The 19,645-nt window shown below is 61.6% G+C and carries 18 protein-coding genes and 1 pseudogene; 12 read left to right on the forward strand and 7 right to left on the reverse strand.

The window, feature by feature from the left end; translation table 11 throughout:
- The gene (locus tag U5G49_RS09135; RefSeq protein WP_193442128.1) at positions 1-501 is read right to left on the reverse strand and encodes a CinA family protein; all 501 of its coding nucleotides are present in this window, start codon (positions 499-501) and stop codon (positions 1-3) included.
- Positions 501-1,718 carry a bifunctional 2-C-methyl-D-erythritol 4-phosphate cytidylyltransferase/2-C-methyl-D-erythritol 2,4-cyclodiphosphate synthase gene (locus U5G49_RS09140; protein ID WP_193442130.1) on the reverse strand — a complete coding sequence of 406 codons (1,218 nt, stop codon included), beginning with the start codon at positions 1,716-1,718 and terminating at the stop codon, positions 501-503. The genes U5G49_RS09135 and U5G49_RS09140 overlap by 1 nt, the downstream gene beginning before the upstream one ends.
- Positions 1,719-1,863: 145 nt before the next feature.
- Here U5G49_RS09140 and dusB point away from each other — a divergent pair, with 145 nt between their 5' ends.
- Genes dusB through ntrC form a run of 3 tightly spaced genes read left to right on the forward strand, consistent with a single transcriptional unit; the run spans position 1,864 to position 5,479 of the window.
- A complete protein-coding gene (gene dusB / locus U5G49_RS09145; RefSeq protein WP_193442132.1) occupies positions 1,864-2,880 on the forward strand; it encodes a tRNA dihydrouridine synthase DusB in 1,017 nt (338 codons plus the stop codon).
- Positions 2,877-4,031: a two-component system sensor histidine kinase NtrB gene (locus tag U5G49_RS09150; RefSeq protein ID WP_018241914.1), complete on the forward strand. Its 1,155-nt coding sequence runs from the start codon at positions 2,877-2,879 to the stop codon at positions 4,029-4,031. The genes dusB and U5G49_RS09150 overlap by 4 nt, the downstream gene beginning before the upstream one ends.
- The gene (gene ntrC, locus U5G49_RS09155; RefSeq protein ID WP_017964172.1) at positions 4,028-5,479 is read left to right on the forward strand and encodes a nitrogen regulation protein NR(I); all 1,452 of its coding nucleotides are present in this window, start codon (positions 4,028-4,030) and stop codon (positions 5,477-5,479) included. Before U5G49_RS09150 ends, ntrC begins: the two co-directional genes overlap by 4 nt.
- A 148-nt stretch (positions 5,480-5,627) precedes the next feature.
- Here ntrC and U5G49_RS09160 read toward each other — a convergent pair whose 3' ends face one another.
- The 3 genes from U5G49_RS09160 to U5G49_RS09170 form a co-directional block, all read right to left on the reverse strand.
- Entirely contained in the window at positions 5,628-5,984 is a 357-nt protein-coding gene (locus U5G49_RS09160) for a TraR/DksA family transcriptional regulator (RefSeq protein WP_018241915.1), read from the reverse strand.
- A gap of 210 nt (positions 5,985-6,194) precedes the next feature.
- A complete protein-coding gene (locus U5G49_RS09165) occupies positions 6,195-7,040 on the reverse strand; it encodes a universal stress protein (protein WP_193442134.1) in 846 nt (281 codons plus the stop codon).
- A 189-nt stretch (positions 7,041-7,229) separates the two neighbouring features.
- Positions 7,230-7,613, reverse strand: a complete 384-nt coding sequence (locus tag U5G49_RS09170; protein WP_193442135.1) for an EF-hand domain-containing protein — start codon at positions 7,611-7,613, stop codon at positions 7,230-7,232.
- A gap of 78 nt (positions 7,614-7,691) precedes the next feature.
- Here U5G49_RS09170 and U5G49_RS09175 point away from each other — a divergent pair.
- The 7 genes and pseudogenes from U5G49_RS09175 to hflX form a co-directional block, all read left to right on the forward strand.
- Positions 7,692-7,897 (forward strand): annotated as a pseudogene (locus U5G49_RS09175) (nitrogen regulation protein NR(I)); the annotation flags it as partial.
- Between the two features lie 607 nt (positions 7,898-8,504).
- The gene (locus U5G49_RS09180) at positions 8,505-9,494 is read left to right on the forward strand and encodes a potassium channel beta subunit family protein (RefSeq protein ID WP_018241919.1); all 990 of its coding nucleotides are present in this window, start codon (positions 8,505-8,507) and stop codon (positions 9,492-9,494) included.
- Between the two features lie 331 nt (positions 9,495-9,825).
- The gene (locus U5G49_RS09185; RefSeq protein WP_193442137.1) at positions 9,826-12,096 is read left to right on the forward strand and encodes a sensor histidine kinase NtrY-like; all 2,271 of its coding nucleotides are present in this window, start codon (positions 9,826-9,828) and stop codon (positions 12,094-12,096) included.
- On the forward strand, positions 12,086-13,450 hold the full coding sequence (gene ntrX / locus U5G49_RS09190) for a nitrogen assimilation response regulator NtrX (RefSeq protein WP_018241921.1): 1,365 nt from the start codon (positions 12,086-12,088) through the stop codon (positions 13,448-13,450). Before U5G49_RS09185 ends, ntrX begins: the two co-directional genes overlap by 11 nt.
- Positions 13,451-13,516: 66 nt before the next feature.
- A complete protein-coding gene (locus U5G49_RS09195) occupies positions 13,517-14,380 on the forward strand; it encodes a D-amino-acid transaminase (protein ID WP_193442139.1) in 864 nt (287 codons plus the stop codon).
- A 112-nt stretch (positions 14,381-14,492) separates the two neighbouring features.
- Complete coding sequence (gene hfq / locus U5G49_RS09200; RefSeq protein WP_003539403.1) at positions 14,493-14,735, forward strand: RNA chaperone Hfq; 243 nt, start codon at positions 14,493-14,495, stop codon at positions 14,733-14,735.
- A 77-nt stretch (positions 14,736-14,812) separates the two neighbouring features.
- Entirely contained in the window at positions 14,813-16,138 is a 1,326-nt protein-coding gene (hflX, locus tag U5G49_RS09205; protein ID WP_018241923.1) for a GTPase HflX, read from the forward strand.
- Between the two features lie 30 nt (positions 16,139-16,168).
- On the opposite strand, the gene mazG is transcribed toward hflX, so the two are convergent.
- On the reverse strand, positions 16,169-17,014 hold the full coding sequence (mazG, locus tag U5G49_RS09210; RefSeq protein WP_028731982.1) for a nucleoside triphosphate pyrophosphohydrolase: 846 nt from the start codon (positions 17,012-17,014) through the stop codon (positions 16,169-16,171).
- 20 nt (positions 17,015-17,034) lie between these two features.
- Complete coding sequence (locus tag U5G49_RS09215) at positions 17,035-17,622, reverse strand: deaminase (protein ID WP_130716349.1); 588 nt, start codon at positions 17,620-17,622, stop codon at positions 17,035-17,037.
- Positions 17,623-17,890: 268 nt separating this feature from the next.
- Between U5G49_RS09215 and cysG the strand changes: the two genes are divergently transcribed.
- Positions 17,891-19,327: a siroheme synthase CysG gene (gene cysG, locus U5G49_RS09220; RefSeq protein WP_112906557.1), complete on the forward strand. Its 1,437-nt coding sequence runs from the start codon at positions 17,891-17,893 to the stop codon at positions 19,325-19,327.
- 2 nt (positions 19,328-19,329) lie between these two features.
- Entirely contained in the window at positions 19,330-19,644 is a 315-nt protein-coding gene (locus U5G49_RS09225; protein ID WP_011651871.1) for a DUF2849 domain-containing protein, read from the forward strand.
- Position 19,645: the final 1 nt, after the last annotated feature.

Raw genomic sequence — 19,645 nt, forward strand, 5'->3', positions numbered from 1 at the left:
TCAGGCAGCAAGGAGCGAGCGTACCATCTCCAGCGCCGTCCTGATCGTCGCCAGCCGAACCTCGCTGCGGCCGATATCGCCATAGAGCATTTTCCGATGGATGAGCGCGCCGGCGCGCGATTTGGCGGCGAGATGCACCAGGCCGACCGGTTTTTCCGCCGATCCGCCGCCAGGGCCGGCAATACCGGTGACGGCAACGGCGATCTCGGCGCGCGAACGGAAGAGGGCGCCATGCACCATCTGTTGCGCCGTTTCGTGGGAGACGGCTCCGAAACGCAGCAGCGTTTCCGCCTGTACGCCGAGCATCTCCATCTTTGCGGTATTCGTATAGGTGACGAAGCCGCGGTCGACGACGGCTGATGAACCCGATATCTCCGTCAGCGCCCCGGCAATCAGTCCGCCGGTGCAGGATTCGGCGGCCGAGAGCATCAGCCCTGCAGCCGTGAAGTCGCGGATGATCGCCTCCGCCATCGAAATTATATCCTGAGGAAAAAGGCTCATTATTTCCTTCCGCGATAGACGACGGTGGCAGTCGCGATCGCCGCGATGCCTTCGCGCCGGCCGACGAAGCCGATCGTCTCGTTGGTCGTCGCCTTGACCGAGCAACGCTCGATAGCGATGCCAAGATAATCCGACAGTTTCGCTCGCATGGCCTCGCGATGCGGGCCGACCTTCGGCGCCTCGGCGATCAGCGAGACGTCGGCATTCATGATCGTGCCGCCGCGCTCGCGCACGATCCGGGCGGCATGCTCGATGAAGATCCGCGAGGCCGCCCCTTTCCATTGCGGGTCGGACGGCGGGAAATGATCGCCGATATCGCCGGCGCCGCAGGTGGCGAGCAGCGCGTCCGTCAGCGCATGCAGCGCGACGTCGGCATCCGAGTGACCTTTCAGCTTCTGATCATGCGGAATGAACACGCCACAGAGTGTCACGCCATCGCCGGCTACCAGCTGGTGCACGTCGTAGCCGTTGCCGGTGCGCACGTCTGGAAGCAGCGAAGACGACAGCTTGTCGTCGGCCATGGCGATATCGTTCCTGACCGTCAGCTTGACGTTTTCGGCCGTGCCCTCGACGATCGTCACCGGAATGCCCAACCATTCGGCGATCGAGGCATCGTCGGTGAAATCGCTTCGTCCGCTCGCCGCCGCCTTCTCATGCGCCTCGAGGATCGTTTCGAAGGCGAAGGATTGCGGCGTCTGCGCCGCGTAGAGATGCTCGCGTGAAACCGTCGTCAGCACGGTGCCGGCGCTGTCGGCGCGTTTCAGCGTATCGGTGACCGGGATTGCCGGCAGGACCGCCTGCGCGCCGGCGTCAAGGCTCTCGGCAATGCGGTCCAGAAGCACATGGTCGAAGAACGGCCGAACGGCATCATGGATCAGCACATGGCTGATTTGCTTGTCCTTGAGGTATCTGAGGCCGGCAAGCACGGATTGCTGCCGGGTGGCGCCACCATGCACCGTTTCGATCGGCGTTGCCGAGATGATGTGGCGGAAGGCTCTTGCAAACAGCGCCTCGTCATCGGGATGAATGACGACGACGATCTGCTTTGCTGCTTCCCATGTCATGAAGTTTTCAAGCGTATGCACGATAACCGGCTTGCCGCCGATCATGCGATACTGCTTGGGGCCCTCCGTGGAGGATCCCGCGCGCTCGCCGCGGCCGGCGGCCACGATGACAATTCCAGCCGATATCGGTTGCTTAGAAGGCATTTGCAGCATAAATCCCCTAAAATATGCGGAATTGACCCGAGTGCTCTAACGTCTTGCTTTGGCCTTTTCCAGCATCTGCCCGAAAAATATCAATTCCCATCCCAGCCCCCTTGGCAAGCTAGGGAATAATGGCTAAAAATAATGCAGTTCTATTGTGTGCCCGAAAGATAATCAATTGATTTCCAAGGACCTCGCAGCGCCTTTCCGAATCGGACCCGTGTCCGTGCGGAACCGCGTTGTGCTGGCGCCGATGTCCGGCGTCACAGATATGCCCTTCCGCGAGCTTGCGTGGCGCTTCGGTGCCGGCCTCGTCGTCACCGAAATGGTGGCGAGCCGCGAACTGGTCAACGACACGGCCGAGTCCTGGTCGCGGCTGCGGGCTGCGGGCTTCCGGCCGCATATGGTGCAGCTTGCCGGGCGCGAGGCGCACTGGATGGCCGAGGCTGCCAAGATCGCCGCCGATCATGGCGCCGATATCATCGACATCAATATGGGCTGTCCGGCAAAGAAGGTGATCGGCGGTTATTCCGGCTCGGCGCTGATGCGCGATCCCGATCATGCGCTCGGCCTCATCGAGGCGACGGTCAAGGCCGTGGACATTCCGGTAACGCTGAAGATGCGCCTTGGCTGGGACGAGAATTCGATCAACGCGCCTGACATTGCGCGCCGCGCCGAGGCCGCCGGCATCCAGCTTGTGACCATTCACGGGCGCACCCGCATGCAATTCTATGAAGGCCGGGCCGATTGGGACGCGATACGCGCCGTCCGCGACGTAATCTCAATCCCGCTGATCGCCAATGGCGATGTCGAAACCGCAGGCGACGCGCAGGAAATATTGCGCCGCTCCGGCGCCGATGCCGTGATGATCGGCAGGGGCTGCCAGGGCAGGCCGTGGCATGCCGGCGTCATATCAGGTGCGCCTCCACCGCAATCCCTGAAGATCGCCGAGCTCGCCGTCGAGCATTACCGCATGATGCTGGATTTCTACGGCGAAGCGGTGGCGATCCGCCACGCCCGCAAGCACCTTGGCTGGTATCTCCAGCGTTTCGCGCCTGATCTGTCAGGCGCTGAAAAGGCGGAGATCATGACCTCGCGCGACCCGCGCGAAGTGGCCGCGCGCCTCTACGACGCGCTTGCGGCAAGTATTGTCGACAGCCGGGAGGCGGCATGACGAAGGATATGACATCTCCGTCCGATCACGCCGGCGGGACCGTCGCCATGGCCGTGCTGAACGCCATCCAGAACCCCGTCATCATGGTCGACGAATCCGGCTTTGTCGTTTTCGCCAATTGGGAGGCGGAGGCCTTCTTCGGCGCCAGCGCCTCGCATCTGGCCCGTTACCGCATCTCGACCTTCATTCCCTTTGGCAGCCCGCTGCTCGCCTTGATCGATCAGGTGCGCGAGCGCAAGGCGCCGGTCAACGAATATCGCGTCGACCTGAGTTCGCCCCGTCTCGGCCAGGACAAGCTCGTCGATCTCTATGTCGCCCCGGTGCTCAGCGAGCCCGGCGCCGTCGTCATCGTTTTTCAGGAACGCTCGATGGCAGACAAGATCGACCGGCAGCTGACACATCGCGCCGCCGCCCGCTCGGTGACCGGCCTTGCCTCGATGCTGGCGCATGAGATCAAGAACCCGCTCTCCGGCATACGCGGCGCCGCCCAGCTGCTTGAGCAGTCTGCGATCGATGACGATCGGGCGCTGACCCGGCTGATCTGCGACGAGACCGATCGCATTGTCTCGCTGGTCGACCGTATGGAAGTCTTTTCCGACGAACGCCCCGTCGACCGCATGCCGGTCAATATCCATTCCGTGCTCGATCACGTGAAGGCCGTCGCCAAGGCAGGTTTTGCCCGCAACATCCGAGTGACCGAAAGTTACGACCCGTCGCTGCCGGCCGTTTATGCCAATCGCGATCAGCTCGTCCAGGTCTTCCTCAATCTGGTGAAGAACGCCGCCGAAGCGGTCGGCGATCGGCCGGACGGCGAGATCATGCTGACGACGGCCTATCGCCCGGGCATCCGTCTTTCGGTCGCCGGCACGCGCGAGAAGATCTCGCTACCGCTGGAATTCTGCGTCCATGACAACGGTCCCGGCGTTCCCGCCGATCTGGTGCCGCACCTCTTCGATCCCTTCATCACCACCAAGCCGAACGGCAGCGGCCTCGGCCTGGCGCTGGTCGCCAAGATCATCGGCGATCACGGCGGCATCATTGAATGCGACAGCCAGAACAGCCGCACGACATTCCGCGTTCTCATGCCGGCGTCGAAGGACGCCTCGCTCGAGGACGCCTCTATAGCAAGCTCGACAGGACCTTCTCGATGACAGCCACGATCCTCGTTGCAGATGATGATGCGGCCATCCGGACCGTGCTCAACCAGGCTTTGAGCCGCGCCGGCTATGACGTTCGCATCACCTCCAACGCCGCTACCCTCTGGCGCTGGATTTCGGCAGGCGAGGGCGATCTGGTCGTCACCGATGTGGTGATGCCCGACGAGAACGCCTTCGATCTGCTGCCGCGCATCAAGAAGGCGCGGCCCGACCTGCCGGTCCTCGTCATGAGCGCCCAGAACACCTTCATGACCGCCATCAAGGCCTCGGAAAAGGGCGCCTACGATTATCTGCCGAAGCCCTTCGACCTCACCGAACTGATTGGCATCATCGGCCGGGCACTTGCCGAGCCGAAGCGCAAGCCTGCCAAGCTTGAAGACGATATGCAGGACGGCATGCCGCTCGTCGGCCGGTCGGCGGCGATGCAGGAAATCTACCGCGTGCTCGCCCGCCTGATGCAGACGGACCTGACGCTGATGATCACCGGCGAATCCGGCACCGGCAAGGAGCTCGTCGCCCGCGCGCTGCACGATTACGGCAAGCGCCGCAACGGCCCGTTCGTCGCAATCAACATGGCGGCGATCCCGCGTGATCTGATCGAATCCGAACTCTTCGGCCACGAGAAGGGTGCCTTCACCGGCGCGCAGACCCGCTCGACCGGCCGCTTCGAGCAGGCCGAGGGCGGCACGCTCTTCCTCGACGAGATCGGCGACATGCCGATGGACGCCCAGACACGGCTTCTGCGCGTCCTGCAGCAGGGCGAATACACCACCGTCGGTGGCCGCACGCCGATCCGCACCGACGTGCGCATCGTTGCCGCCACCAACAAGGACCTGAAGCAGGCGATCAACCAGGGTCTGTTCCGCGAGGATCTCTATTACCGCCTCAATGTCGTGCCGCTACGGCTGCCGCCGCTGCGCGACCGCGCCGAGGATATTCCCGACCTGGTGCGCCATTTCATCCAGCAGGCCGAAAAGGAAGGTCTTGGCTCCAAGCGCTTCGATCAGGAAGCCCTGGAGCTGATGAAGGCCTATGCCTGGCCGGGCAACGTCCGCGAACTGGAAAATCTCATCCGCCGTCTGATGGCGCTCTATCCGCAGGATGTGATCACCCGCGAGATCATCGATGCGGAACTCCGCTCCGACGTGCCCGACAGCCCGATCGACAAGGGGCCGATCCGCAGCGGCTCGATGACGATCGCGCAAGCCGTCGAAGAGAACATGCGCAGCTACTTCGCAGGCTTCGGGGACAATCTGCCGCCCCCCGGCCTCTATGACCGTGTGCTGACGGAAATGGAATATCCGCTGATTCTCGCCGCACTGACGGCGACGCGCGGCAACCAGATCAAGGCGGCCGATCTTCTCGGTCTCAACCGCAACACCTTGCGCAAGAAGATCAGGGAACTTGGCGTCTCGGTCTACAGAAGCTCCCGCACCGCCTGAGCGTGTTGGGCTTGCACGGTGCTGCGGAGGGATGTCGGACGCGCATCCTCCCGGTCGCGATGACGCTCATGAATGACTCATCAGCGCACGCGCCGGCTGAGCTGGCCCGATATCAGATAGTGCTTCATGAGCATGGTGACCTTGCAACTCAGGCTTCAAACGACTGAGCGCAAGACTGACAGAAAGGTGTGTGGGGGACGGCGTCAAGCCTCTTCTCGCCGATCGGCTTGCTGCATTTCACACATGTGCCAAAAGTTCCGGCTTCAATCCGGTCCAACGCCGCTTGGACGGCGAGGAGCTCCTTTTGTCCAGCTTCGCCGAGTTCTTCCAGGACTTCATCGTTATTTCGCTCTGTGGCACGATCATCATCGTCAGGATTCCGAGGTTCTTCGAAATCATTCTCGATCGCTTGCAGGCGGGTTTCTAGCTCGCGCCGGCGTTGCTCAAGGATCGCCTTGTGCTTTTCGATATACTGCCTCGTTTGCGAGGAGGACTGCTTCTGCATGATCGCTCTCCAGCCGGCCTATATTCGTGACCGACACCTTGTTTTGCGGGGAATTTCGTCCCAGACGGGAAGTAGCTTTCGGTCCGCGAGTGTCCAGGCTTCCTTGTCCGAAGAGCCAACTTGCAGGATACTGCTTTACATTGGCTTCGCCCAGGGCCGTGACTCGGAAACGGGCAGAAGAAGGTCACAGACCCATGCGGGCAGTTTCCTTCAATGTGACATGAGCACCGGCAGCAGAGGCTTTTCCAAGACGCCATCGGTTGCTCCGCCCAGGACGAAATCTCGCAACCTCGAGTGTCCAAATCCTCCCATGACCAGCATATCGGCGCTCAGTTCCAGTGCTGTTTGTTGAATGCTCTGACCGGTCGATGACGACGTAAAGCGAGTGACCGTTGCGCTTGCATTGACGCCGCTCGAAACCAAGATCTCAGCGAGATGCGCCCCGGTTGTCTCCGGCAGCGGCTTTTCGCCCGTCAGAGATAGGACCGAAACCCGCTTGGCCTTGTGAATGAATGGGTTTGCATCGCTGACGGCCCGAGCGGCGGCTCGACTTCCGTCCCAGGCGATGACCAGATGGTCGATTGGGCCCGCAAGGGTCTTGTTGGGAAAGATGATGGCTGGCCGGCCGGATCCGAATATGACCGCTTCGGCGACAATACGGGTATCCGGAACGTCCGCGATACATTCGAGAATGGCCAGATCGAAGAACCGTGCTTCCGTGGCCACCGTCTCGTGCAATAGAGGCAAGGTGGTTTTGACCGTTCGACAAGATAATTCAACCATGGCGTTCGCTGCGAGGTTGGTCGCCGCGGCAACCAGGGTTGCGGCGCGATCGCGGCTCAAAGTCTCGGCATGCTCGATCATCTGTGGAGTATCGAGCAGCAACGACGACCAGGCGTTGGGAATGTGCGGGATCTCGACCCTTAGCGCGCAGGCGTGAAGATTTGCACCGTAGTACCCAGCCAACGCTACAGCGTTCGAAATGATCAATCCGGAACTTGAATCGGGATATGTTGCCAGCGGGAGAAAATATTGTGCCGTCATGTCCTGCTCCATCTATCGCGGACTGCCGCGATCGCAATTATCTATCTCCATTCGTCGCAATTGGCATTGATGTAACGCAATTGCCGGCGCTCCGGCTTCTCTGGTCTTGGCACGGCGCCGCGGAAGGCTGGCCCCGAAGGAGCATTGCACCTGGAGTTGGTGGTCGCTGCTCACATGGGGTGGCAAATGCCGAGGCGCCGGTCACATGTCCTGCATAAACGCCTGCATTTCTTCAGGTGTGACTTTGCCGTCATTGTTTGCGTCGACCGCGTCGAAGACGCGTTTGTGGATTGCGGCCAACTCTTCGAAAGAAATTGCGCCGTCCCCGTTGGTGTCGGCGACGACGAACATGATCTTCATCATATGACCGCGCATTGGCCCCATCATGCGCATTCCTTCATTCATGTCCGATGATATCATGTTGCGGCTCATCATGCCTGGCATCATTTCCGATCCTTCGGCCGCGGGCTTAACCTCCGACTGAGCCGAGTCTGGACTTTTCGTCTGGGCGGACGCGATGCCCACGGCACCGACGCCACCGAGCAAGGCCAGCACAGTGATAGTTGGCAGTCTGAACATGGACATTCTGCATCTCCTCTTTGAGCCATTATCCTCCATGACTATGGAGCTGCTTTTAGAGATACGACGAATGCCGGATTCAAGCGTTGCGTTGGATCAAACTGCCTGTGCTACTTCGCAGGCTTCGGGGACAATCTGCCGCCGCCCGGCCTCTATGATCGTGTGCTGACGGAAATGGAATATCCGCTGATCCTCGCCGCACTGATCTTCTCGGTCTCAACCGCAACACCTTGCGCAAGAAAATCAGGGAACTTGGCGTCTCGGTCTACAGGAGTTCTCGCACCGCCTGAGCTCGCTCGGGGGCGCGATAAAAAGAAGGCGGCGGGCCCTCATGTTTGCCCACCGCCCACCCCTCCCGGCGTCCGCCGCCACGGTCGGGAGGAAAGGTGAGCCTACCTGAGCCAGGTCGCGGTTTATATCCAAGCAGACAAACAAAGGTGCGGTGTCATTCAACAGTCACATAAGCATTTGTGAGGAGTGATTTGGCGCCAGGCGAATGTCATTGAAGTTGCTGCGGTCGTCGTCGCCATGCCTGTGGATAAGCTGTGGATATCCGGTGGACGACACGATCAACCAGCGGGCGATAACGTCGCAGATTCCAATCGCATGTTGCCTATCCGTTCCGAATCTCTTCATTCTGCGGTCGCTGCTATCGACCTCCGCCGCAAACGTCGTCGATCGCATGCCACGGGCGCTCCGACTGATGTCGTGGAGCGCCCTTTTTCTTTACGGTCGGGCTGACGGGAACTGCGACATTGTGTTTTGGTCAACTTGGCGGGCTGAGCCTCGCATATCGTTGAGCATGCCATAGATTACGCGAATCGGTCGTCGATCAATCGGGCGACACCGACCCCGGTGACAGGCCGGCACATATTCATAATTTACGGGAGTTGCATGATGGAATATCGACGTTTGGGAAAGTCGGGCCTGAAAGTGAGCGAGTTCTCCTTCGGCTCATGGGTCACGTTCGGCAAGCAGGTCAATGGAGGCGACGCCGTCGACCTCATGAAGCTTGCCTATGACAACGGGGTGAACTTCTTCGACAATGCCGAAGGATACGAGAGCGGCAAGTCCGAAATCGTGATGGGCGAGGCGCTCAGCAGGCTTGGCTGGAGCCGCGACAGCTTTGTCGTTTCCAGCAAGGTCTTCTGGGGAGGCCAGAAGCCGACGCAGCGCGGCCTGTCGCGCAAGCATGTGACCGACGCTTGCCACGCAGCGCTCAAGCGGCTTCAGGTCGACTACCTCGACCTCTACTTCTGCCACCGCCCGGATATCGACACGCCGATCGAGGAAACCGTTCGGGCGATGCATGATCTCGTCGCCCAGGGCAAGGTGCTCTATTGGGGCACGTCGGAATGGTCGGCGCAGCAACTGACGGAAGCCTACGCCGTTGCCCGGGACTTGCGCATCACCCCGCCGACCATGGAGCAGCCGCAGTACAACATCTTCGAACGCCAGAAGGTCGAGTCCGACTATCTGCCGCTCTATGACCTGATCGGCCTTGGCACCACGATCTGGTCACCGCTCGCCTCGGGCGTCCTGACCGGCAAGTACAATAACGGTGTGCCGGCCGACAGTCGTATGAACCTGCCGGGCTATGAATGGCTGAAGGAAAAGTGGTCGAGCGATGCCGGCCTTGCCCAGCTCAAACAAGTTGGCGAACTCGCAAAGCTCGCGGACGAGATCGGGATATCGATCACGCATCTCGCCCTTTTGTGGTGCCTTGCCAACCGGAACGTCTCGACCGTCATTCTTGGAGCCTCGCGCGCCAGCCAGTTGCAGGACAATCTCGCGGCCCTCTCACACCGAGAGAAGGTGACGTCTGACGTGCTGGACCGGATCGACACGATCGTCGGAAACAAGCCCGAGGGACCACGTCGCTTCTAAAGCATGTCGCGCAAAAGTGTGCAGCGGTTTTGCGCTAACGAACATGCGTCAAACAAAGACCTAAAGCGCGAGGAGCGATCTGAAAGATTGCGACGCGCTTCAGGTGAAACAACTTCCCTCGACGGGTCAGATTAAGGCTCGTCGAGGGAAGCACGGCTTGACAACGTGACGAGACGCGTTGCATTTTCGCCACAATGCGTTGCTTAAAGGTCACGCAAGGGTTTAGGTATTTCGCTCCCGATCGAGTCGTTGCGACGCTGGCTTTCTGAGCCGGCGTTGCTTGGTTTCGATTGATGGCGAGGGCGGCAGGTGCCGTCCGAAGAGAGGCCGAATGACGCAGGATGGGGTATCGCCGGCGGCGGCGGGCGAGACGGTGACGACGGTGACCGATCGCCGCGCCCTTTTTGCCGTGCCTGGCCTCGTGCTCGCCGGCGGCGCGCTTCTCTGCGCCACGGCCACGCTTTTCGTGCTGCTCGGCCTGACGCCGATCGCGCCGACGTCGCATGTCGTCATCACCTCGGTGATCGTCAATTCCTTCTTTGTCCTGACGCTGCTCGCCTTGATCGCTCGCGAGGTAGCAAGGCTGCTGAAGGCGCGCACCCGCGGCCGTGCCGCAGCCCGCCTGCATATCCGCATCGTCGTGCTCTTTTCGATCGTCGCGATCACGCCGGCGATCCTCGTCGCCATCTTCGCCAGTATCACGCTGAATGCCGGTCTTGACCGCTGGTTTGCCCTGCGCACCCAGTCGATTGTCAGCTCGTCGCGCAATATCGGCCAGGCCTACATGATGGAGAATGCCAGCTACCTGCAGGGGCAGACGGTCTCCATGGCCAACGACTTGGAGCGCAACCGCGCGCTCTACAACCTCGACAGGACGGGCTTTGCCGACTTGATGACCCGCCAGGCGAGGGGTCGCGGCCTGCTTGGCGCCTTCCTCGTCGAGCGCGACGGCTCGGTGATCGTCCAGGCCGATATCGCCACCGAAAAGCCGCTGCCGGCCATTCCGCAGGACGCATTGGAAAAGGCCGCCGCCGGCCAGCCGACGCTGATCCCGCCCGGCGTTACCAATCTCGTCGGCGCTATCATCAAGCTCGATGCCATCCAGAGCACCTTTCTCTATACGGTGCGCGCCGTCGATCCCAAGGTCATGGGCGCCATGCGCATGATGGAGGAGAACGCCACCGAATACCGCTCGATGGAGGCCAACCGCTTCTCGCTGCAGATCGCTTTTGCCGTGCTCTACATCGGCTTCGCGCTGATCGTGCTCCTGGCGGCGATCTGGACTGCGATCGCCGTCGCCGACCGCATCGTCCGGCCGATCCGCCTGCTGATCACGGCGGCCGACAGCGTTGCATCGGGCAATATGGATATCGTCGTGCCGGTGCATGCCGTCGACGGCGACGTCGCCAATCTCTCGCGCACCTTCAACAAGATGATCTCGGAAATCCGCACCCAGCGCGACGAGATCCTCGAGGCCAAGGACGAGGTCGACGACCGACGCCGTTTCATCGAAGCGGTGCTATCGGGCGTCACCGCCGCCGTCATCGGCGTCGAGCAGGACCGCCGCATCGCCATCGTCAACAGCTCGGCCGAGACGCTGATGTCGCTGTCGGCCGACGAAATGCTCGGGAAGCAGCTGGTCGACATCGCGCCGGAGGTCGATCAGGTGCTGACCGAGGCGGCGGTGCGTTATCGCGGCGATTTCCGCAAGCAGATTGCGCTGGTGCGCGGCGGCACTGTGAGGACGCTGAGCGTGCAGGTCACCCGCGAGGAAGTGCGCGACATGAGCGAATCCTACGTGATCACGCTCGACGACATCACCGATCTCGTCATCGCCCAGCGCTCGACTGCCTGGGGCGACGTGGCCAGGCGCATCGCCCATGAGATCAAGAACCCGCTGACGCCGATCCAGCTTTCCGCCGAGCGCATCCAGCGCCGCTACGGCAAGCAGATCGATCCGGGCGACCGGACCGTCTTCGACCAGTGCACGGATACGATCATCCGCCAGGTCGGCGATATCGGCCGCATGGTCGATGAATTCTCCGCCTTTGCCCGCATGCCGAAGCCGACCAAGGAGCCGAGCGACCTGCGCAATATCCTGCGCGACGCGATCTTCTTGCGTGAGATGGGCAACCATCACGTCACCTTCGAGCAGGATTTCGGGGAGCAGCCGCTGGAGGGCCTGTTCGACAGTCGCATGCTCGGCCAGGCCTTCGGAAATCTAATCAAGAATGCTGTGGAATCGATCGAGGCGGTGCCGAGCGACGAGCGGGACGAACGCAAGATTCTCGTGCGCGCCGCACTCGATGCCGGCCGCGACCGCTTCACCGTCGACGTGATCGACAATGGCCGCGGCCTGCCGGTGGAGAACCGCCACAGCATTCTGGAACCCTATATGACGATGCGCGAGAAGGGCACCGGCCTCGGCCTCGCCATCGTCAAGAAGATCATCGAGGAACATGGCGGGCAGCTCGAGCTGCATGATGCGCCCGCCGATTTTGACCGGGGAAGAGGGGCCATGATCCGCGTGCATCTGCCACGCCTGGATCCGACGCCTGCTGCCCCCGCAGCCAATGACAAGGAAAGCGTTTATGGCTTCTGATATTCTCGTCGTCGACGATGAGCATGATATTCGCGAGATCGTTTCCGGCATTCTCTCCGACGAAGGGCACGAGACGCGCACCGCCCATGACAGCGACAGCGCGCTGGCGGCAATTTCCGATCGCGTGCCGCGGCTGATCTTTCTCGATATCTGGATGCAGGGCAGCAAGCTCGATGGCCTGTCGCTACTCGACGAGATCAAGACCCGCCATCCGGAATTGCCCGTCGTGATGATATCAGGCCATGGCAACATCGAGACCGCCGTCTCGGCGATCAAGCGCGGCGCCTTCGATTTCATCGAGAAGCCTTTCAAGGCCGACCGGCTGATCCTGATCGCCGAACGCGCGCTGGAGAATTCCAAGCTGAAGCGCGAGGTTTCCGAGCTGAAGCGCCGCACCGGCGACGCACTGGAGCTGATCGGCACATCGGTCGCCGTTTCGCAGCTGCGCCAGACGATCGAGAAGGTGTCGCCGACCAACAGCCGCATCATGATCCTCGGCGCCTCTGGCTCCGGCAAGGAGCTGGTGGCGCGAATGATCCACAAGAAGTCGGCCCGTGCCAACGGCCCCTTCGTTGCGATCAACGCCGCCAACATCACGCCCGAACGCATGGAGGTGGCGCTGTTCGGCACCGAGGGCACGCCCGGCCAGGCGCGCAAGATCGGCGCGCTCGAGGAAGCCCATCGCGGCATCCTCTATCTCGACGAAGTCGGCGAAATGCCGCGCGAAACGCAGAACAAGATCCTCCGCGTCCTGGTCGATCAGCAGTTCGAGCGGGTCGGCGGTTCCAAGCGTGTCAAGGTCGATGTCCGCATCATCTCCTCGACCGCCTACAATCTCGAGAGCCGCATCGCCGAGGGCTGGTTCCGCGAGGATCTCTACCACCGCCTTGCCGTCGTACCGGTGCGTGTGCCGGCGTTGGCCGAACGGCGCGAGGACATTCCTTTCCTCGTCGATCAGCTGATGCGCCAGATATCAGAGCAGGCCGGCATCCGTCCGCGCCGCATCGGCGACGACGCCATGGCCGTGCTGCAGGCGCACGACTGGCCCGGCAACATCCGCCAGCTGCGCAACAATATCGAGCGACTGATGATCCTTGCCCGCACCGACGGCCCGGATGCGCCGATCACCGCCGACATGCTGCCGACCGATCTCGGCGACATGCTGCCGAAGGTGTCCGCCAAGAACGACTATCACATCATGACGCTGCCGCTGCGCGAAGCCCGCGAGATGTTCGAGAAGGATTATCTGATCGCCCAGATCAACCGCTTTGGCGGCAATATCTCTCGCACCGCGGAATTCGTCGGCATGGAGCGTTCGGCGCTGCACCGCAAGCTGAAGTCGCTCGGCGTCTGATTGTATCCGGCGCGGCCGAGGCCGCGCCGCCTCCTATATATTGCTTCCCGGAAGACCAGGTTTCCCATGCCGAGAATTGCCTATGTGAATGGCCGTTACGTCAAGCATTCCGATGCCAGCGTGCATATCGAGGATCGCGGCTACCAGTTTGCCGATGGCGTCTACGAGGTCTGCGAAGTGCGCCACGGCTATATCGTCGATCTCACGCGCCATCTGAACCGTCTCGACCGTTCGCTCGGTGAATTGCGCATCGCCTGGCCGATGAGCCGGGCGGCGCTGACGCAGGTCATTCGCGAGACGCTGCGCCGCAACCATGTCCGCAACGGGCTTTTCTACATGCAGGTGACGCGCGGCGTCGCCCGCCGCGATCATGTCTTCCCGGCCGAGGGAACGCCGCCCTCGCTCGTGATCACCGCCAAAAGCACCGATGCCAGGATCATCGCCGCCAAGAACGCCAACGGCATCAAGGCGATCACCCTTGTCGACAATCGCTGGGACCGCGTCGACATCAAGTCCGTCGGCTTGCTGCCGAATGCCATGGCCCGCCAGCAAGCCAAGGAGGCCGGCGCCCAGGAAGCGATCTATGTCGACGGCGACGGCATGGTGAAGGAAGGGGCGGCGACCAATGTCTGGATCGTCGATCCGGACGGAACGCTGGTGACGCGCCCGGCCGAACACGGCATTCTGCGCGGCATTACCCGCACCACTCTGATGGATGTCGCAGCCAAGTTGGGGTTGCAGATCGCCGAGCGGAGCTTCTCCGTTTCGGAGATGCTCGCAGCCCGCGAAGTCTTCCTCACTGCAGCCACAAGCATTTGTTTTCCAGTCGTTTCCGTCGATGGCCAGACCATTGCCAACGGCCATCCGGGCAGCGTTTCGCAGAAAGTTCGCGAAGCCTTTTTCGACGTTGCGGAAAAGATTGCGATTTGATACCAAGATTTGCTGGACAGGTGGAATGAGGATGCCACCGGTCTTCGCATGGTGAGGTTGATTGATATTCTACCGGCCAGATCAGGTCGGCAATAAAGAAAGAAGCGGCGCGATGGCGGAACGTTCTCAGAATCTTCAGGACTTATTTCTCAATACTGTTCGCAAGCAAAAGATTTCCCTGACAATCTTTCTGATCAACGGCGTGAAACTCACGGGCGTTGTTACGTCTTTTGACAATTTCTGTGTTCTTCTTCGCCGTGACGGCCATTCGCAGCTCGTGTATAAGCATGCGATCTCTACGATCATGCCGGGCCAGCCCATGCAGATGTTCGAGAGCGAAGAAGCAGCGTCCTAACAGGATCAGCCGTCATTTCGACACGCGATACCAAGAACGATTCGATCATCCCTGAGGCCGCCAAGCACAGGGACGATATGCGCGCGACTGTCGTTGTGCCGGTTCTGAAATCGCGCAGTCGCGGCGGCCAGAGCGAATCGGCCTCGACCCGCACGCCGGAAAGCCGGCTCGAAGAGGCGACGGGCCTTGCCCAGGCGATCGACCTCGATGTCGTCAATGGCCAGATCGTCCCGGTCAATGATCCAAGGCCGGCCACATTGCTCGGCACCGGCAAGATCGAGGAGATCAAGGCGCTGCTCGACGAGCGCGATTCCGGTCTCGTCATCGTCGATCATCCGTTGACGCCGGTGCAGCAGCGCAACCTGGAAAAGGAATGGAACGCCAAGGTCATCGACCGGACGGGCCTCATCCTCGAAATCTTCGGCCGCCGCGCCTCCACCAAGGAAGGCACGCTGCAGGTCGATCTCGCCCATCTGAATTATCAGAAGGGCCGTCTGGTGCGAAGCTGGACCCACCTTGAACGCCAGCGCGGCGGCGGCGGCTTCATGGGCGGCCCCGGCGAAACCCAGATCGAAGCCGACCGACGGATGCTGCAGGACCGCATCATCAAGCTCGAACGCGAGCTGGAGCAGGTCGTGCGCACCCGCCAGCTCCACCGCGCCAAACGCCGCAAGGTGCCGCACCCGATCGTGGCGCTCGTCGGTTATACCAATGCCGGCAAGTCGACGCTGTTCAACCGCATCACCGGCGCCGGCGTGCTGGCCGAAGACATGCTCTTTGCCACGCTCGACCCGACGCTTCGGCGCATGAAACTGCCCCACGGCCGCACCGTCATCCTGTCCGACACCGTCGGCTTCATCTCCGACCTGCCGACCCATCTGGTCGCCGCCTTCCGGGCGACGCTGGAAGAGGTGCTGGAAGCCGATCTCATCCTGCATGTCCGTGACATGTCCGATGCCGACAACCAGGCGCAGAGCTCCGACGTGATGCGCATCCTGAACGACCTCGGCATCGACGAGGCCGAAGCCGAAAAGCGGCTGATCGAAGTCTGGAACAAGATCGACCGGCTGGAGCCCGAGGTGCACGATGCCATGGTGCAGAAATCGGCCGGCGCCAGCAACGTGGTGGCGGTTTCAGCCGTCAGCGGCGAGGGCGTCGACACGCTGATGGAAGAGATCAGCCGCAGACTGTCAGGCGTGATGACCGTGGCGACGATCCGCCTTCCGGTCGACAAGCTGGCGCTGCTGCCCTGGCTTTACGACCATGCGATCGTCGACGGCCGTGAGGATAATGAGGACGGCACGATCACGCTTGATCTGCGCCTGTCCGAAACCGAGGCGACCGAACTCGAGCGCCGCATCGGCAATGGACCGAAGTCTTCAAAGGAAGATTGGGAGCGGTAAGGCGTTCAAGGGGATGTGGCAACGTTCCGCTCACTCCGCCCCCGACGTCACAGCCCGCTCGATCGCCTTCGCTGCCTGCCAGATTTCCTCCATCCGCTCCAGCGTCGCGTCTTCCAGCGTCTCGCCTTCTGCTTCAAGAACCTGTTCTATATGGCTGAACCGACGACGGAATTTCGTATTCGTTCCGCGCACTGCCTGTTCCGGATCGGCCTTGACGTGACGGCCGATATTGACGACCGCGAAGATCAGGTCGCCGAGCTCGTCGCTGACCTTTGCCTGATCGCCTTCGCGAAGGGCTGCCCGCAATTCGCCGATCTCCTCCTCGATCTTGTCGAGGATCGGCTCCGGTGCTGACCAATCGAAGCCGACCTTGGCGGCGCGTTCCTGCAGTTTCAGGGCTTCTGTCAAAGCCGGGAAGCTGCGCTGCACCGAGCCGAGGAATCCGCTGTTGACGTCCTCGGTGATGCCGCGCCGCGAGCGCCGCTCGGCGCGCTCGCGTTTTTCCGCCTGCTTGATCTCGTCCCATTGGATCTTCACCGCGTCCGGCGTATCCGCCGCCGAACGGGCAAAGACGTGCGGATGGCGGCGGATCATCTTGGCGGTGATGGCGTTGACCACGTCGCCAAAGGAAAATTCGCCGGCCTCCTCGGCCATGCGGGCATGAAAGACCACCTGCAGCAGCAAGTCGCCCAGTTCGTCGCAGAGATCGTCCATATCGCCACGCTCGATCGCATCGGAGACCTCATAGGCCTCCTCGATCGTATAGGGCTTGATCGTTTCGAAGTTCTGCACGATGTCCCAGGGGCAGCCGGTTTCGGGATGGCGCAGCGCCGCCATGATCTCGATCAGCCGCGAAATGTCTTTGGAAGGTTGCATGTTGCCTCGGTTCAGCGGGCTTAGTTCAATGGAATGTCGTTGGCGCTCTTCGACGACTGGTAGCTGGTCGACAGCGCGTCGTAGCGCGCCTTGATGCGGGCGGTCTGCGCTTTGAGCGCGTTTTTCTGGAGCGCGTCTTCGGTCTCGACGAGATCGGCGATGGCAAAGCTGTTCCAGAAGGCGTTTTGCCTGCGATAGCCGCCGGGTTCAAGTCCGAAGACCTCCTTGAGGATCTTCAGGTCGTGCGGAATGGCGAAGGCGTCGCGCGAATCCTCATGGCTGAAAAAATAGTAGAAATTGTCGAAGCCGGCCCAGGTGATCGCCGACATGCACATCGTGCAGGGTTCGTGCGTCGACAGGAAGATCAGATCCTTGGTCGGCGGCTTGTCGCCAAGCTCGTAGAAACGCTTCAGCGTATGCACCTCGCCGTGCCAGAGCGGGTTCTCCAGCTCGTTATTGGTCTCGGCGACGACAAGCGAAAGATCGGATTTCCGCAGGATCGCCGCACCGAACACCTTATTGCCAAGCGAAACGCCACGCTCCGTCAGCGGCAGGATATCGTCTTCCATGACCGAAAGCAGGCGGGAGGCAATGGTCTTATCAGGCATGAGGGCCCTCCAGTTTTCCTCAGTCTATCGCCTTGGCGGCGCGAGTGAAATGCGTGAAGCACCGGTGGACGTCTTTTGTCACAGGCTTTATACTGCACTGCAGCAAGCGGGCTGGGAATATGCGGCTTTTTGGCAGCACGGGTGACTTTTCTCAAATCACTGACGGCACGAGCAAAAGAATACCTGCTTGCTTGGGCTTTCGAATTTCTGTTCCTTCAATCCCTTGTCGATCAAGGGCATATTCCGGCAACTTCGAAGTGGATTGATGATGCCTCCCAAGACTGAACAGCTTTCGGTATTTCCCGCCTTCTTTCGCGTGGAAGGCCAGAAGACGGCTGTCTTCGGCAATGGCGATGAAGCTTTCGCCAAGGTGCGGCTGCTGCTCAACACAAAGGCACGGATTGTCGCCTATGCCGACCGGCCGGAAGCCGATTACCACGCGTTCCTGATCGCCAACCGCATCGAGACCGTGCGCGCTGCCTTCTCCGCCGAACAGGTCGAGGGTTCGGCGCTCGTCTTCGCCGCAACCGGCAATGAAGCCGACGACCGCAGCATCGTCGACGCTGCGCGCGCCGCCAGAATTCCGGCCAATGCCGTCGATCAGCCCGATTACTGCGATTTCTTCACGCCGGCGCTGGTCAACCGTGCGCCCGTCGCCGTTGCGATCGGCACCGAAGGGGCAGGGCCGGTTCTGGCGCAGATGATCCGCGCGCAGATCGACCAGCTTCTTTCGCCCTCGCTCGGCCGCCTTGCCGGGCTGGCGACGAGCTACCGCAAGGCCGTCGACCAACTGATTCCGAGAGGCGTCTCCCGCCGGGTCTTCTGGCGCCGTTTCTTTTCCGGTGCCGTCGCCGATGCGGTCGCCAATGGCAACCTGCCGCAGGCCCGCCATGCCGCCGACCGGCTGCTGCACGCGATGGACAAGGTCGCCGGCCACGTCTGGCTGGTCGGCGCCGGTCCGGGTGCCGAGGATCTGCTGACGTTGCGCGCCCAGCGCGTGATGATGGAAGCTGACGTCATCGTCTATGACGCCCTCGTGCCGCAGGCGATCGTCGATATGGGCCGCCGTGATGCCGAGCGGCTTTCCGTCGGCAAGCGCAAGGGCTGCCACTCGAAGTCCCAGGAAGAAATCAACGACCTGCTGGTCGATCTCGGCCGTCAGGGCAAGCGCGTCGTCCGCCTGAAATCCGGTGATCCCCTGGTCTACGGCCGGGCAGGGGAAGAGATGGCGGCATTGCGCGCTGCCGGCATCACCTATGAGGTCGTGCCTGGCATCACCTCGGCTTTCGCAGCCGCTGCCGATTTCGAGCTGCCGCTGACGCTGCGCGGCGTTGCCTCCTCGCTGGTCTTCACCACCGGCCATGATCTTACAGGCGACGTGCTGCCCGATTGGGCAAGCCTTGCCGTTTCCGGCGCGACCATCGCCGTCTATATGGGCCGCACGGTTGCTGCCTCCGTCGCCGAGCGGCTGATGCAAGCGGGCATTCCCGCCGAAACGACCGTTGCCGTCATCGAAAATGCCAGCCGCGCCGATCGCCGCCTGCTGCATGGCACGCTCGCCGATCTGCCCGATCTGCAGCACCGCGACGAATTAACCGGGCCTGTCATGGTCATCATCGGCGATGCGGTCGCCGGCGCCAATTTCGAACTGTCCGAGCCCCTGGTGCGCGCAAACGCCCGGCTCGAGGAACTTGCAAGGAGCTGAATATGGGTGACAAGGTTCTGACCGCCAACCGGCTGACGGACGGCATTGCCGTCTGGCTGGATGCGAACGGCAAGTGGTCCACCTCGCTGCAGGAGGCGCTCGTTGCCCGTCATGCCGAGGCCGTTGCCGCGCTGGAGGCGATCGGCAAAAAATCCTATGCCGACAACGAGGTCGTTGACGTCGCCGTCGTCGACGTTCAGGAAACCAACGGCATTCTCTGGCCGCTTCGCTTGCGCGAACGCATCCGCGCACAAGGCCCGACCATGGAATATGCCCCGGGCTACGCTCCTGCCGATCCCGAATTCATTGCAGTCTGAG

It is taken from the genome of Rhizobium indigoferae (assembly GCF_034554815.1).
GTDB lineage: Bacteria > Pseudomonadota > Alphaproteobacteria > Rhizobiales > Rhizobiaceae > Rhizobium > Rhizobium leguminosarum.

Bases quoted from the DNA above. Each gene is read 5' to 3' on its own strand.
- U5G49_RS09135 (WP_193442128.1), bottom strand. From the start codon at position 501: ATGAGCCTTTTTCCTCAGGATATAATTTCGATGGCGGAGGCGATCATC.
- U5G49_RS09170 (WP_193442135.1), bottom strand. From the start codon at position 7,613: ATGTCCATGTTCAGACTGCCAACTATCACTGTGCTGGCCTTGCTCGGT.
- U5G49_RS09160 (WP_018241915.1), bottom strand. From the start codon at position 5,984: ATGCAGAAGCAGTCCTCCTCGCAAACGAGGCAGTATATCGAAAAGCAC.
- U5G49_RS09225 (WP_011651871.1), top strand. From the start codon at position 19,330: ATGGGTGACAAGGTTCTGACCGCCAACCGGCTGACGGACGGCATTGCC.
- cysG (WP_112906557.1), top strand. From the start codon at position 17,891: ATGCCTCCCAAGACTGAACAGCTTTCGGTATTTCCCGCCTTCTTTCGC.
- U5G49_RS09180 (WP_018241919.1), top strand. From the start codon at position 8,505: ATGGAATATCGACGTTTGGGAAAGTCGGGCCTGAAAGTGAGCGAGTTC.
- mazG (WP_028731982.1), bottom strand. From the start codon at position 17,014: ATGCAACCTTCCAAAGACATTTCGCGGCTGATCGAGATCATGGCGGCG.
- ntrC (WP_017964172.1), top strand. From the start codon at position 4,028: ATGACAGCCACGATCCTCGTTGCAGATGATGATGCGGCCATCCGGACC.
- U5G49_RS09185 (WP_193442137.1), top strand. From the start codon at position 9,826: ATGACGCAGGATGGGGTATCGCCGGCGGCGGCGGGCGAGACGGTGACG.
- U5G49_RS09165 (WP_193442134.1), bottom strand. From the start codon at position 7,040: ATGGAGCAGGACATGACGGCACAATATTTTCTCCCGCTGGCAACATAT.
- hfq (WP_003539403.1), top strand. From the start codon at position 14,493: ATGGCGGAACGTTCTCAGAATCTTCAGGACTTATTTCTCAATACTGTT.
- U5G49_RS09140 (WP_193442130.1), bottom strand. From the start codon at position 1,718: ATGCTGCAAATGCCTTCTAAGCAACCGATATCGGCTGGAATTGTCATC.
- hflX (WP_018241923.1), top strand. From the start codon at position 14,813: ATGCGCGCGACTGTCGTTGTGCCGGTTCTGAAATCGCGCAGTCGCGGC.
- ntrX (WP_018241921.1), top strand. From the start codon at position 12,086: ATGGCTTCTGATATTCTCGTCGTCGACGATGAGCATGATATTCGCGAG.
- U5G49_RS09215 (WP_130716349.1), bottom strand. From the start codon at position 17,622: ATGCCTGATAAGACCATTGCCTCCCGCCTGCTTTCGGTCATGGAAGAC.
- U5G49_RS09195 (WP_193442139.1), top strand. From the start codon at position 13,517: ATGCCGAGAATTGCCTATGTGAATGGCCGTTACGTCAAGCATTCCGAT.
- U5G49_RS09150 (WP_018241914.1), top strand. From the start codon at position 2,877: ATGACGAAGGATATGACATCTCCGTCCGATCACGCCGGCGGGACCGTC.